Origin of the sequence: Nitrosopumilus oxyclinae, from assembly GCF_013407165.1 — an archaeon.
GTDB classification, from domain to species: domain Archaea; phylum Thermoproteota; class Nitrososphaeria; order Nitrososphaerales; family Nitrosopumilaceae; genus Nitrosopumilus; species Nitrosopumilus oxyclinae.
In genome coordinates this window covers 1385022-1399323 of record NZ_CP026994.1, presented here as the reverse complement: position 1 = coordinate 1399323, position 14302 = coordinate 1385022, and the positions used below count along the sequence as shown (strand labels likewise).

Below are 14302 nucleotides of genomic sequence, written 5' to 3'. Positions count from 1 at the left end.
CTTAATCTCTTAAATTTACGAAGTCACTATTTCCAAAGTTTGCAGAAAGTTTTCTCTCATCAATCCATGCACAATCTGTACATTTTATTGCATCACGCATTGGAATAACTTTTCCACCACATTTTCTACATTTTGTAAATAAAATTCCTAAATTTGGTTCACTAATAGATGCGTGAATAGTTCCATTAAGATGATTTAGAATTTTTAATGTAACTATATCATTAACTAATGCAACATTTCTTATTCTTAAATTTCGTGTTCCACAAATACATTCAACTTTTGATGTTGTAGGTTTTCCATTAATGTAATCAATTGAAACTGCAATCATAGATGACATGACTGCTGCTACTGTTCCAATAATGATGTCTCCTACCTTTGGAATCGATAAAAGTTTTGGGTGTTTTACATTTACAGTTCGTGATGCCTTGTCAATATCTTTTTCTCCAATAGTTGCTGCTCTAACCATGTCTCCATCGTCAAAAGCATTATTTCCTGCCTCATATTCTTCAATAGATGCTATTTTGTCTCCTGGAAATATTGCATTTTCAGACATATTGAGAATTCTGTATTTATGATTATAATTGTTTGTGGTTTAATGGATCTTGATAAATCATATATCTTCAAAAATTAGACAAAAATCATGAAAGCTCTAGTATATGATCAATATTCTGTTGATGATGATTTTTCTAAAATCTTAAAAATTAAAGATATTCCTATACCTGAACCGAAATCTAATGAGGTCATAATTAAAGTAGAAACGGCTGCTCTCAACTACGATGATATCTGGGGTATGAGAGGGAAACCATTAGCAATTCCATTACCTCATATTTCTGGAACTGATGCTGCTGGTGAAGTAACAGCTATTGGTAGTGATGTTAAAAATATTAAAGTTGGTGATAGGGTCGTCTCACATGGAAATATGTCATGTAGGGTTTGTAAACTATGTACATCTGGACGAGAATTTGATTGTAAAAAACGAACTATTTGGGGTTTTGAGACAGGACCACTATGGGGAGGTTACTGTGAATTTACACATCTTCCAGAAGTTAATGTTGTAAAAATTCCGGAAGGTGTTTCATATGATCAAGCTGCTGCTGCATCAATGACTTTGTTAACTTCGTGGCATATGTTGGTAGGTAGAGCAAAAATTCAACCAGGCCAAATAGTTTTGATAATGGGAGGCAGTTCTGGAGTTGGAAATTATGGAATACAGATTGCAAAACTTTTTGGATGTACCGTAATTGCTACTGCTAGTCCTGATAAATTAGATAAATTATTGGAGCTTGGTGCTGATTATGCCGTTGATCATAGAAAAGAAGATTGGCATAAAGAGGTAAGATCAATTACTAAAAAAATTCCCAAACCTTTAGGAGATGTACCTGGAGTTGATGTTATTTTTGAACATATTGGTGGTTCTCATTGGAACAAAGAACTTACTTTACTAAATTATGGTGGAACAATTGTAACAACTGGTGCCACAACCGGTTATGATGCTGAGACTGATTTACGTCATATTTTCTTTAAAGGCATTAACATTTTGGGCTCTACTCAGGGTACTAGAGCTGAATTAGAACAAGGTCTGTATTGGATGTCACAAGGCAAGATCAAGTCTGTTATTGATTCTGTATATTCATTAGAGCAAGCTGCTGATGCACATACAAAAATGCTTAAAGGTAAAGGTCTCTTTGGAAAAATCTTAATCAAGCCTAGGTCTTAATAATATGGAAGATCCAAGAACAAATTCAATTTTAGATGAAGCCAATAGATTGTTTTTAGCAGGTAAATTACGTGAAGCCATTACATACTATGATAAAATTCTCGATGATAATCCCAAACATGTAAGCTCGCTTAACAATAAGGGATATGCTCTCAGTAAACTAAAAGATTTTGAAAATGCAATAAAATGCTATGATGCTGCTTTACAGAATTCTCCAGATGATCTTTCACTACTAGTAAACAAAATTTCTTCATTTCGTAAACAAGGAAAATTTGTAGATGCATTATCCATATGTAATGGTATTTTAGATAATAATTCAAAATATAATATTGCATTGTATCATAAAGAGAGAATTTTATTTTCTATGGAAAATTATGATGAATCTATTGAATGCTGTAATCAAATTTTAAATGATTATCCTGAAAATGGGGATGTTTTATTTGATAAGTCTTGTAGTTTTGTTATGTTGTCCAAAGATGATGAGGCATTAGATTTACTTGAGCGTGCTATCTCTCAAGGAGCACAATACAAAATTAAAGCTAAAAAATCAAAAATATTTGAAAAACTCTCTAATGATGTCCGATTTAAAAAATTAATTTTATAGCTATAACCAATGTGGAATTTCTAAATATTCACCAATACTTTCTTTTCGTAAAACTTTTAGAAGTGCATTAGCCTGTGGGGTGGACAATACTGGCTTGTCGAATTGATTATCTGTGGAAATTCTTGGACATGCAACTTGAATAAATGCATCAATTCCTCTAAGATTGTTTAATCTTTCATTTGTAATGTCTGTAAGTGCAAATAACTGAACTGTCTTTCCTTCTTTTTCTAATTCTTTTTTAAATTTTAAACCAAACACTTTTGATAATTGCCCTTCTTTTAATCCGATAATTATCCCAAATGATTTTGCTTCAGCTGCTTTGAATATTGCCAATGATGCTTTCTTTTTTAGTGAACGTGCAAATTCTGTTACTTCTCTTACTTCGTTAAAATAAGGATCTAACACAAATGTTGGCAAATTTGTTGATAATGCAATTCCTGCAGCATGAAAATTACTTTGTCCTAAAAATACATAGGCATCAACTTCTTTTTTTAGTTCTGTTGCAGGATAAAATTCACAACCAAATACTTGACCGTCATTTAATTGCCCTTTCCCCTTTCCAATTTTTACTTTAATTCCGTTTTTTGTTAAAATTTTTTCAACTCTATCCATTTGATGTAAATGTTGACTGTCTGTAACAAGTGAAATTAATTTTCCCTTTAAAAGATCTGTACATTGCTCTGCAACATTATCAAATCCGACATCATCAAAAGCATCAATTAAAACTAAATTTTCTTCTAATGATTCTGTATTAATTGTATGTCCGATATTGAATTGAATTTCAGCTCCTAGTATTTTTGAACCTGTTGTATTCAAATCACAAGTTCCCCATGTGGTATCTGCTAACACATATGCTGGAATATCATATTTTGCTGAAATTTTGATTGCCATATCTTGAACTTGAGGCAACATGCCATCTGGACCATTTAATGAAACTGATGCTGGTTTTTTTTCATCTATTTCTTTGAAAATTCTTGCTTCATCTATTATGATCAATTCAGCTTGGAATAACATATTATTAATTTAAATCAACTGAAGCTTACAACAACTAAAAATGTCTGATCAATTTAAAAAAGTCATGGAAAAGGAAACTATCCTAAATGTTGGATTTGATGACACTGATTCACCTAAAGGAATGTGTACTACATTTCTTGCTTACAAAATTGTTGATTTACTTCAAAAACAAAAAACAGAATTTTTAGATTTTCCACGATTAATTAGATTTAATCCTAACATTCCGTGGAAAACTAGGGGAAATGGAGCCGTTTCTTTTAAAATAAAGACAAAAAATCCATCTAAAATTAAAAAACAAATTAAAAATCTTGTTTCAAAATACTCTGATACTGAAAATGGTGCCAATCCAGGATTGGTATTTTTTGAAAGTGATAGTATCCCATCTGAATTTACTAAATTTAGTAAATTAGCTTTATGGCAATTAATTAATCGAAACAATGCAAAAACATTTGCTAAAAAAAATAATCTTGAAATTCATTTCCAAGGAAATGGTCAAGGATTAGTTGGTGCTATAGGTGCAATAGGTTATGATTTTCAAGATCACACATTGGAACTTTTAAGCTACCGTAAAAAATCAAAATTTGGAAAAGAGAGAAAACTTTCTACTGCGAGTGTAAAACAAATGCAGGAAAAAACTTCTCCTAATACGTTTAACAGTTTTGATACAAAGAAAGGCCGAGTCTTAATTACTCCACATGGTCCAGACCCTGTATTTTATGGCGTTAGAGGTGAAAATGTTGATTCCTTGGTTTATGCAACTAAAATTATCAAAACAACTGAAAAATTAGATGGATATATGATCTTCAAATCAAATCAAGGAACTGGTGATCATTTGAAAAATGAATTAACTTTTGAAAATATGAAACCATATGCATCTGGAAAAATTTCTGGGATTGTATCTAATACACCAAAAATTGTAAAGGGGGGTCATGTATTTTTTAAAATTAATTCAAATAACCATGAATTTTGGTGTGCTGTTTACAAACCAACAGGTATGACTAAAGTTGCATCAAATTTGTTAAAAGGTGATAAAATTAGTGTTGGTGGAGGAGTTAGAAAAGCTTCGAAACATTTCCCTCGAATAATTAATCTTGAATTTATTAATATTGTTTCATTAGAAAAGAATACTACACTATCAAATCCACAATGCAATAAATGCCATAAAAAAATGAAATCTAAAGGTATCAATCAAGGGTTTCAGTGTATTCGTTGTGGAAAAAAAGATTCTAAAAAAATTACTACTGAAATTCCAAGAGATATCAAACAACAACTATATCTTCCAAAAATTTCTGCACATAGGCATCTAAGTAGGCCCTTGCAAAGAATTAGAACGATTAACAAATCATCAAAATTTGATAAATCTCTTTCATGGTTTTGTGTATATGGAAAATAAGTAGCGGGGAGTAGATTTGAACTACTGAACTGCGGGTTATGAGCCCGCCGGGATGACCTGGCTTCCCCACCCCGCTGAACATAAATGAAGTTGAGCCGTATATACGCTTTATCAAATTCTTGAAAGTAATTAATAGGATTTGAAGAACTCATGTTTTCATGGATAAAAAAATTCAAGTTGCTGCAATTGTTGTAGCTATTGTATTTTCAGCATTAGTTTTAACATCGCCAACAGATCCAATTCCATTACCTCTTCCAAATTCTAATTCTGAAAATGACTTTGTAACTATTTTAGCTAAAAATCTCGATAAGCCAAGAGCTATTGCTGTTTCTAATGATAGGATTTTTGTTACTGAAAAAGATGGAATGATTAAAGTAATCCAAAATAACACTTTGTTAGAATCTCCATTAGCTACATTACGTGGAGCTGATGTGTTTGATGGTGGATTGTTGGGGATTGCATTACATCCAAATTTTTCAAATAATCATTACATGTATGTATTTTTGACCTATGAAGAAGGTGATAATTTATGGAATAAGATTTTAAGAATTACTGAATCAGAGAACAAATTACAAAATGCAGAAATTATTTTAGATAAAATTCCTGGTTCTTCATTTACAAATGGAGGTTTTTTGAAATTTGGTCCAGATGAAAAATTGTATGTAGGTACAGGTACTATTTCTGATGCTTCTCATTCACCACAAGATCTTGATTCTCTATCTGGAAAAATTTTAAGATTAAATGATGATGGTACAATTCCTGATGATAATCCATTTCCTAATTCACTTGTCTACTCATTAGGATTCAGAAATCCTCAGGGAATGACTTGGGATGATAATGGAAATTTCTTTGTTGCAGAATTTGGTCCAGAAAAAAATGATGAAATTAATCTAATTCAAGCAGGGAAAAATTATGGATGGCCTGAGGAACAATGTTCAGGTGATAAAATTTTTGAAGATGCCCTTCTTTGTTATGATCCAAGTATAGAACCTGGAGGTATCTTGTTTTATTCTGGGGATTCCATAGACTTTGAATCCTCATTTATTATGGCATCCATGAGGGCAGCAAATCTATACCAATTAGATTTTGAAGAAGGGTTGAGTTCACAAAAGTCAATTCTTAGTGGTATAGGACGTGTACGTGATGTAGTACAAGGTCCTGATGGTAGTCTGTATGTAATTACTTCAAATACAGATGGAAAAGGTTTTCCAGATAGTATGGATGATAAACTATTGAGGATATTGAAATAAAATGCCTGATTCATCAATTTCCAAATTTTTTGAAAAATCTAAACAAGAAAGATTAGATGTTGTTGCCAATTTTGCAAATCTTTCAAATGAAGAATTAGAAATTTTAAAAAATGATAATGGGGGAATTTCTTTTGATAAAGCCGATAAAATGGTTGAAAATGCCATTGGAACTTTCTCTCTTCCTTTAGGAATTGCTACAAATTTTAAGATAAACGGTAAGGATTACTTAGTCCCTATGGTAATTGAGGAACCATCCGTAATAGCTGCTGCATCAAAGGGTGCTAAAGTTGCACGAATTAAAGGTGGATTTGAAGTATTTGCTGATGAATCTATTAGCATTGGTCAAATCCAAATGTTAGATGTTGATATTTCATCAGCAATATTGGAAATAGAAAATGCTACAAAGGAAATAATACAACTAGCAAATTCAAAAAGTAATACTTTATCTAAAATGGGAAAAGGTGCTAAAGAAATTTCATGTAAAGAAATTGATACGCCATCTGGAAAAATGCTAATTGTTGAATTACTTATTGACGTAGGTGATGCAATGGGTGCAAATGTTACAAATACTATGTGCGAAGCTATCTCCCCTTTAATTGAAAAAATTACTGGTGGAAGAGCATTATTAAGAATATTATCTAATTATTCTACTAGACGAATGGTGAAAGCAAAAGCAGTATTTGAAAAAGAAGCTGTAGGTGGTGAGCAAGTAGTTGATAACATTATTTCTGCATTTGAGTTTGCTGATAATGATGTGTATCGAGCCGTTACTCATAACAAAGGTATTATGAATGGAACAATAGCTGTTGCTAATGCAGTAGGTCAGGATAGTAGGGCAATAGAGGCAGCAGCTAATGCTTATGCTGCACATACTGGAAAATATCGTTCTTTGAGTAAATGGAGTAAGGATAGTGAGGGGAATCTAGTTGGGATTTTAGAAATACCACTTTCTGTAGGAATTGTGGGTGGAATTGCAAATGTTCATCCTGTAGCCAAAGTGTGTACAAAGATTCTAGGAGCAACATCTGCACAAGAACTTGCATGTGTGATGACTGCTACTGGATTGGCTCAAAATTATAGTGCAATTAGAGCTCTTTCAACTGAAGGGATTCAAAAAGGACACATGCGTCTTCATGCTAGGAATTTAGCTGCTGCTGCAGGTGCTACACCTGATCAAATTGATGAAATTGTTCAAAAAATGATTGAAGAAAAGAAAATTTCACTTGATAGAGCCAAAGAATTACTTGAGCAAATTTAAACATGCGATTATATAGCTAAAAAGTGAAAAAATTAAAAATGTCTGAAGTAAAATTTGCTATTCCAAAAGGAAGTTTAGAAGAAGCTACTTTCAAATTGTTAGAAAGATCGTTTACCAAAGTAAATCGAAAAAGTAGAACATATCGAGTTTATCTAGATGATCCAAGTATTGTTGTCAAAATGCTTCGTCCTCAAGAAATTCCGACAATGGTTGCAGAAGGATTGTATGATGTAGGCATTACTGGAAAGGATTGGGTAGGAGAAACAAATTCTGATGTTGAACCAATCTTAGATTTAGAATATGGGAAAATTAGACTAGTAATTGCATTTCCTGATAAATACAAATACAAAAATCTTGATGAAATGATTGCAGATTATGGTAAGAAGAAAAAAACACTTAGAATTTCATCTGAATATCTCACAACAGCATCAAAATTTCTAAAACAATCGAAATCTTACAAAAAATATTATGGTTCAAAAGATCCTCTAATTGTTACTCCTTGGGTTAGATTGGGAAATAACAAAAGTGTTCAAATTCATTTATCCTTCGGTGCTACTGAAGCGAAACCACCTGAGGATGTTGATGCAATCATGGATGTTACAGAAACTGGAACAACTCTAAAACAAAATAAACTCAAAATTGTAGATGAGGTTCTTACTTCAACTGCACATTTGATTGCAAATAAAAAATCATTAAAAGATCCTATAAAACGTGAAAAAATCTTTGATATAGTAACTTTGATGAGGGGTGCAGTTCAAGGCAAGAAATTCTTACACATTTATCTAAATGTTGAAGAAAAAAATCTGAAAAAGCTTTTGACACAGATGCCTTCTCTCAAAAAACCTACAATTAGTCCACTAAGTGAACAAGGATGGTTTGGTGTAAATACAGTAATTCAAAAAGAAGAATTTCACAAACTCATTCCTAAATTACGAAAGATTGCCCAAGGTCTTGTTGTTCATGAACCTAGACAAATACTTGAACTTGAGGAAATAAAACGTGACGAAGAAAATTGATGAAAATAATCAAAGTAACAAATGTTGAACAGTTTGCAGCTAAAATACTTCCAAAACAGGCTCAAAATAACAAAACTATAGTTGAATCTATTCTAAAGGATGTTGGAAAAAATGGAGATGCTGCAATTCGCAAATATGAAAAAAAATTTAGTAAGGCAAACATATCATCGTTACGCTTAACTCAAAATGAAATAAAAAATGCATATTCTAAAATATCAAAAACAGAACTTGATGCATTAAGATTAGCAAAAGCTAGACTTGGAAAAACAGAATCTTCAATTAAATCACTTTTCAAAAATAAAACAATTAACCAGGATGGAATAAAAATCTCTAAAAAATTCATTCCTATTCAAAGTGTAGGCTGTTACATTCCTGGGGGATTGGCACGATATCCTAGTTCTGTAATTATGTCTGTAGTTCCAGCAAAAATTGCGGGAGTAAAAAGAATTGTAGTTGTATCTCCTCCAAATTCTGCTGGAAAAATTGATCCATTAACAGTTGTTAGTGCTGATATTTGTGGTGCAAATGAAATTTACAAAACAGGAGGTGTTCAATCTATTGCAGCATTGTCTTTTGGAACTAAATCAATCCGTAAAGTGGATAAAATTGTAGGTCCTGGTGGTGCATATGTTACAACTGCAAAATCCATGATAAGTGATCAGACTGGAATTGATATGCTTGCAGGTCCTACTGAATTAGGAATAATTGCAGATAGTTCAGCAAATCCAAAATTTGTGGCATTAGATTTGATTTCTCAAGCTGAACACAGCAATGATACATTTTGTTATTTGATCACAACATCTGAGAAAATTGCAAAATCAGTAAACAAAATTGTGTCAGAATTAATTCCAAAAATTCAAAGAGGAAAAATAGTCCAGTCTAGTCTAAAAAATAATGGATTTATTGGAATATGTAAAACTAATTCTGATATGATAAAACTTGCAAATATTTTAGCCCCTGAACACTTGCAAATAATGGCCAAAAATTCGGAATCTATCTCTTCCCAAATTACTTCATCTGGGCTTGTTTTAATTGGAAATGATACTCCATCATCAGCAAGTGATTATATTCTAGGCTCAAATCATATCCTTCCTACTAACGGATTTGGAAAAATTAGAGGCTCCCTCTCTGTTTTGGACTTTATCAAAGTAAACACACAGATTACATCATCTAAAAAATCACTGTCGAAGATCTCAAAACATCTTGAAGTTTTAACAAAAGCTGAAGGACTTTCAAATCACTTTGAAGCAGTAAGGGGTAGAATAAATTGAAAAAAAATTGGTTTGAAGATAAAATTAAGAAATTTAGTTCAATAGGTGGCTATCAAAAACCTGAACTAATTGAGGATTCTGTAAAACTTGATTCTAATGAAAATTATGTAATTTCAAAACAATTTCAAAACGATATAATTTCTTCTGCAAGAAAAAATTCTGACATTCGAGAATATCCATTAGGAGGAGTCGAAAGATTAATTGCAACAATATCTAAATTTGCAAAAATACCATCATCTATGATTGGTGTAGGTAATGGCTCTGATCAGATTTTAGATTTAATCCTTTCAAATTTTGCATCAAATGAAACAAAAGTTCTCACATCAAATCCTACATTTGGATTTTTTGAAGAGCGTTGTAAGCTCTATGATATACCTCTAATTGCAATTCCATTTTCTGATAATATGACATTAGACATTAAAGATTTCATACAGCAATCTAAAAATGCAGATATTCTTTATCTAGATTCCCCAAATAATCCAACTGGATTCCAGTTTACAAAAACTGAATTACAAAAACTCATAAAATCTTTTTCGGGTCTTGTAATAATTGATGAAGCATACGGTGAATTTAGTGAATATTCTTTATCAAGTATGGTGAAGACTCAAAATAATTTAATTGTTGTACAGACTCTTTCAAAATCATTTGGATTAGCAGGATTAAGACTGGGTTATTTTATTGCAAACAAAAAATTTACTGAAACTTTTATGAATGTTTTACAATACCCATACCCAATTAGCACTATCACAATTGAATCTGGAATTCATGCTTTGGAAAAATCAAAACAAATGAAAGATACTCTTGAAATTATCAAAATTGAAAGAAAAAGAATAGTTGAAACTTTACAAACTTTTGATGCCTTTGATGTGTTTGATTCCAAGGCTAATTTTGTGTTATTTGATGCTCATGGTGCCTACAAACGTGTCTACTCTGCACTTGCTGAACAGGGAATCTCAATTCGAAAATTAGGTAAAATTGGAAATCATAATGGATGTCTTAGGGTAACTATTGGAACAAAAGAGATGAACTCAAAATTCTTGTTGGCTATTCGTGATCTATTAGGATGACTTTAACAAAAAAATCTGACGGTGTCTATACGGATGATTCTAAAATTCAAATTCTAAATAAAATAGATGCAATAATTTTTGACTGTGATGGGGTGTTAATTGATATTACAAAATCATATGATCTGGCTATTATCAAAACTACTCGATATATTTTAGAACATCTAGCAAAAATTGATTCTTCTATTGATGTTGATTTTAAAATTATTGATGGATTCAAATCTACTGGGGGATTTAATGATGAAGTTGATTTAACTTATGCTGCAATAATTTCACTTGTTGCTGCTGAAAAATTAGAAAAAAATCCATCCAGTTTTATCTTTGATGTAATTAAAAATTCTGATTCTACCGGAATTGTATCTGTAGAAAAATATATTGAAGATAAAATTGATATTTCTGATATCAAAAAACAATTATCTTATCCTGGAACTCATCATGATAATCCTTTATACCAAATTTTTGATCAGATATTTTATGGACCTGAATTATATAAAAAATTATTTAATAAATATTCAAACTTTTCTGAACCTGGTTTAATTGAACAAGATGATGTACTCCTAAATGAAATTTTGTTTGAAAAATTACAGAAAAAATTTAATTCAAAAATTGCAATGGTGACTGGAAGAGGAAAAGAATCTGTAAGTTATTCTTTAAAATCCCTACTTGAAAAATTTAATTTAGATAATTCTATATTTCTTGAAGATGAATCACGTGAACTTGCAAAACCCAATCCCAAATCTCTTTTAAATTCAATTAAAGGAATGAATTGCACTTCCACTCTTTATGTTGGAGATTCTATGGAGGATTTCATTATGGCCAAAAGAACTAGTGATTTAGGACATGAAACTACTTTTTGTGGAATTATAGGAACTAGTAAAGATCCTCAAGAAAAATTGGAACTATTTGAGCGAAATGATGCTATTTTGGTATTAGATTCAATTAATCTATTACCAAAGGTATTAAATTTAGAATAAAACAATTACATAATCTGTGAGAAAAATGGCACCACGAAAAGCATCAATTAAACGAAATACAAAAGAAACAAGCGTTTCTGTGACTGTAAATCTTGATGGAGTAGGAAAGACATCTATCAAAACAGGAATTAATTTTCTTGATCACTTGATTGTATCATTTGGCAAACATGGGATGATGGATCTCAAAGTTGATGCAAAATCTAATGATGGAATTGAACACCATTTGATTGAAGATACTGCAATTACAATAGGACAAACAATTGACAAGGCACTAAATTCTAGACGTGGAATTACTAGATTTAGCTATGCATCTGTTCCAATGGATGAATCTCTTGCTGAGGCTTCAATTGACTTGATAAAACGTCCATTTTGGAAATTAACATTATTGATTAAACGTAATAAGATTGAAGATATATCAAAAGAGGATCTTGAGCATTTCTTTCAATCTTTATTGCAAAATCTCAATAGTTGCATTCATCTCACTGTGAAGTATGGGGATAATGATCACCACAAAGTTGAGGCTGCCATAAAATCACTTGCTGTTGCATTAAGAAATGCATCGTCGCTAGATAAAAAACAAAAAGGAATTCCAAGTACAAAAGGTTCAATGTAATGGTAAGTGTTGCAATTTTTGATTATGGTGCTGGAAATATTTTCAGTCTAAAAAATTCACTTGAAAAAGTAGGAGCTGCAGTTAATGTAATAACTAATTTTGATAATGAAAATAAATATTCTGGATTGATACTTCCAGGTGTAGGAAATTTTGATCCTGCAATGAATAGTATTAGGGATTTATCTAAAATTCAATTTAAAGAATATATCGGAAATATGCCTGTATTAGGGATTTGTCTTGGGATGGAAATGTTTTTTGAAAAAAGTGAAGAAGGTAAAGAGAAAGGTCTGAATGTTATTGATGGTGAAGTAATAATACTTCCTTCTAGTATGAAAGTGCCACACATGGGATGGAATAATCTTGAAATAAAAAAACCTGGAAAAATTCTTGAAAGTGTGGAAGATGGTTCATGGGCTTATTTTGTTCATTCGTATAGGGTAAAACCTTATTCTGATGATGTCATAACTGCTGAATCTGATTATGGAATTAAAGTTCCTGCTGTAGTGGAACAAGATAATTTCTATGGAACTCAATTTCATCCTGAAAAATCAAGTACTGTGGGAAAAATAATGTTAGAGAACTTTCTTAGAGAGTGTAAAAAATGAAAATTATTCCTGCAATTGATCTTATGGATGGCAAAGTTGTTAGATTGTACAAAGGAGATCCTGGCCAAAAGACTGTGTATAGTGACAATCCTGTAGAGATTGCAAAAAAATGGGAATCTGCAGGTGCAGATGTTTTACATTTAGTTGATCTAGATGCAACTCTTGGAATTGGCTCCAATCTTGATGTGATTAAAAAAATCCTTGAATCTATTTCAATTCCAGTTGAAGTTGCTGGTGGATTGAGAGATAAATCATCAGTTTTGGAAATGGCAAAATTATCGGAACGAATTGTTTTGGGAACTTTGGCATTCAAAGATAAATCTCTACTGAAATTATTATTGTCTAAACTAGGAGAAGAAAAAATTGTAATTTCGGTTGATCATAAAGATGGTGAAATCGTAATTAATGGTTGGCAAAAAGATACTGGAATTAAATTAATTCCTGCAATTAATGAATTTCTTGAAATGGGCTTTACTGAATTTTTACTAACAAATGTTAGTCGTGATGGAACTATGGAAGGTCCAGATTTAGAATTTTTAGAACAAGCATGTAATTTACCTAAAACAAATATCATTGCAAGTGGAGGAATCTCTAATCTTGATGATGTTAAAAATGTAAAAGAAAAAAATGCATTTGGAGTAATCCTTGGCAAGGCACTGTATGAGAAAAAAATTTCAATTGAGGAGGCAAAAAAATTATCATGACATTAACTAAAAGAATTATTCCATGTTTGGATGTAAAAAATGGAAGAGTGGTAAAGGGATTAAACTTTGAATCAATTAAAGATGCTGGGGATCCAGTAGAGCTAGCAAAAAAATATAGCAATGAAGGGGCAGATGAACTAGTTTTTTTAGACATTACTGCATCAGATGAACAGAGAAAAACCCTTAAAGATCTGGTTCAGAAAGTTGCATCAGTAATTGATATTCCATTTACTGTCGGTGGTGGGGTAAAGTCATTAGAAGATGCTAGAAATATTTTACTAAATGGGGCAGATAAAGTTGGAATTAACACTGGAGCAATAAAAAACCCTAAAGTCATTACAGAATTAATGGAATTGTTTGGACGCCAATGTGTAGTGATAGCAGTTGATGCAAAAAGAAATTACAACATAGATGATTTAAAAAATATTTTTATTGAGAATGATAAAAAATTTTGGTTTGAAGTTTTCATTTATGGTGGGAAAGAAGGTACTGGAATCGATGTAATTCAATGGGTTAAAGATGCTGAAAAATTAGGTGCAGGGGAGATTCTTCTTACAAGTATTGATAAAGATGGAACTAAAGACGGCTATGATATTTTACTGACTAAGAATGTCGTTGATTCAGTAACTATTCCTGTTATTGCTTCAGGAGGTTGTGGAAAACCTGATGACATGATTGAGGTTTTCAAGGAATCAAATGTAGATGCTGCACTAGCTGCTTCCATATTTCATTATGAGACCCATGGTGTAAATGGCGTAAAGTCCTATTTGAAAAATAAGGGTATCCCTGTAAGATTATAATAGCTATTTTTTTTATTTG

15 protein-coding genes and 1 tRNA gene are annotated in these 14302 nt (G+C 31.6%); 13 read left to right on the top strand and 3 right to left on the bottom strand.

Translation table 11 applies throughout. The annotated features are described in order from the left end of the window. Position 1: 1 nt before the first annotated feature. On the bottom strand, positions 2-553 hold the full coding sequence (locus tag C5F49_RS08400; protein ID WP_179362528.1) for an exosome complex RNA-binding protein Csl4: 552 nt from the start codon (positions 551-553) through the stop codon (positions 2-4). Positions 554-640: 87 nt separating this feature from the next. Between C5F49_RS08400 and C5F49_RS08395 the strand changes: the two genes are divergently transcribed. Both C5F49_RS08395 and C5F49_RS08390 read left to right on the top strand, forming a co-directional pair. Continuing rightward, a complete protein-coding gene (locus tag C5F49_RS08395) occupies positions 641-1717 on the top strand; it encodes a zinc-binding dehydrogenase (RefSeq protein WP_179362527.1) in 1077 nt (358 codons plus the stop codon). 4 nt (positions 1718-1721) lie between these two features. Further along, on the top strand, positions 1722-2321 hold the full coding sequence (locus tag C5F49_RS08390) for a tetratricopeptide repeat protein (RefSeq protein WP_179362526.1): 600 nt from the start codon (positions 1722-1724) through the stop codon (positions 2319-2321). Here C5F49_RS08390 and dph2 read toward each other — a convergent pair whose 3' ends face one another. Further along, positions 2322-3317, bottom strand: a complete 996-nt coding sequence (gene dph2, locus C5F49_RS08385; protein WP_179362525.1) for a diphthamide biosynthesis enzyme Dph2 — start codon at positions 3315-3317, stop codon at positions 2322-2324. It lies immediately after the preceding gene. A gap of 82 nt (positions 3318-3399) precedes the next feature. Here dph2 and C5F49_RS08380 point away from each other — a divergent pair, with 82 nt between their 5' ends. Beyond that, positions 3400-4728, top strand: coding sequence for a TiaS agmantine-binding domain-containing protein (locus C5F49_RS08380; protein WP_425489652.1), 1329 nt, complete (start codon positions 3400-3402; stop codon positions 4726-4728). Position 4729: 1 nt separating this feature from the next. Here the strand turns inward: C5F49_RS08380 and C5F49_RS08375 are convergent. Beyond that, positions 4730-4804: transfer RNA gene (locus tag C5F49_RS08375), tRNA-Met, on the bottom strand. A gap of 82 nt (positions 4805-4886) precedes the next feature. On the opposite strand from C5F49_RS08375, the gene C5F49_RS08370 reads away from it, so the two are divergent. The 10 genes from C5F49_RS08370 to hisF are packed head-to-tail and all read left to right on the top strand — an operon-like array spanning position 4887 to position 14283. Further along, on the top strand, positions 4887-5978 hold the full coding sequence (locus C5F49_RS08370; protein WP_179362523.1) for a PQQ-dependent sugar dehydrogenase: 1092 nt from the start codon (positions 4887-4889) through the stop codon (positions 5976-5978). Position 5979: 1 nt separating this feature from the next. Further along, entirely contained in the window at positions 5980-7236 is a 1257-nt protein-coding gene (locus C5F49_RS08365) for a hydroxymethylglutaryl-CoA reductase, degradative (RefSeq protein ID WP_179362522.1), read from the top strand. 38 nt (positions 7237-7274) lie between these two features. Beyond that, positions 7275-8252: an ATP phosphoribosyltransferase gene (hisG, locus tag C5F49_RS08360; RefSeq protein WP_179362521.1), complete on the top strand. Its 978-nt coding sequence runs from the start codon at positions 7275-7277 to the stop codon at positions 8250-8252. Next, positions 8252-9523 (top strand): histidinol dehydrogenase, encoded by a 1272-nt coding sequence (gene hisD / locus C5F49_RS08355; RefSeq protein ID WP_179362520.1) that lies wholly within the window; start codon positions 8252-8254, stop codon positions 9521-9523. Before hisG ends, hisD begins: the two co-directional genes overlap by 1 nt. After that, positions 9520-10590, top strand: a complete 1071-nt coding sequence (gene hisC / locus C5F49_RS08350; protein ID WP_179362519.1) for a histidinol-phosphate transaminase — start codon at positions 9520-9522, stop codon at positions 10588-10590. The genes hisD and hisC overlap by 4 nt, the downstream gene beginning before the upstream one ends. After that, positions 10587-11561, top strand: a complete 975-nt coding sequence (locus C5F49_RS08345; protein ID WP_179362518.1) for an HAD-IA family hydrolase — start codon at positions 10587-10589, stop codon at positions 11559-11561. Before hisC ends, C5F49_RS08345 begins: the two co-directional genes overlap by 4 nt. Positions 11562-11586: 25 nt before the next feature. Beyond that, positions 11587-12174 (top strand): imidazoleglycerol-phosphate dehydratase, encoded by a 588-nt coding sequence (locus tag C5F49_RS08340; protein ID WP_179362517.1) that lies wholly within the window; start codon positions 11587-11589, stop codon positions 12172-12174. Beyond that, complete coding sequence (gene hisH, locus C5F49_RS08335) at positions 12174-12779, top strand: imidazole glycerol phosphate synthase subunit HisH (RefSeq protein ID WP_179362516.1); 606 nt, start codon at positions 12174-12176, stop codon at positions 12777-12779. The genes C5F49_RS08340 and hisH overlap by 1 nt, the downstream gene beginning before the upstream one ends. Beyond that, positions 12776-13483, top strand: coding sequence for a 1-(5-phosphoribosyl)-5-[(5-phosphoribosylamino)methylideneamino]imidazole-4-carboxamide isomerase (hisA, locus tag C5F49_RS08330; RefSeq protein WP_179362515.1), 708 nt, complete (start codon positions 12776-12778; stop codon positions 13481-13483). Before hisH ends, hisA begins: the two co-directional genes overlap by 4 nt. Continuing rightward, entirely contained in the window at positions 13480-14283 is an 804-nt protein-coding gene (hisF, locus tag C5F49_RS08325; protein ID WP_179362514.1) for an imidazole glycerol phosphate synthase subunit HisF, read from the top strand. Before hisA ends, hisF begins: the two co-directional genes overlap by 4 nt. The last annotated feature ends 19 nt before the right edge of the window (positions 14284-14302 follow it).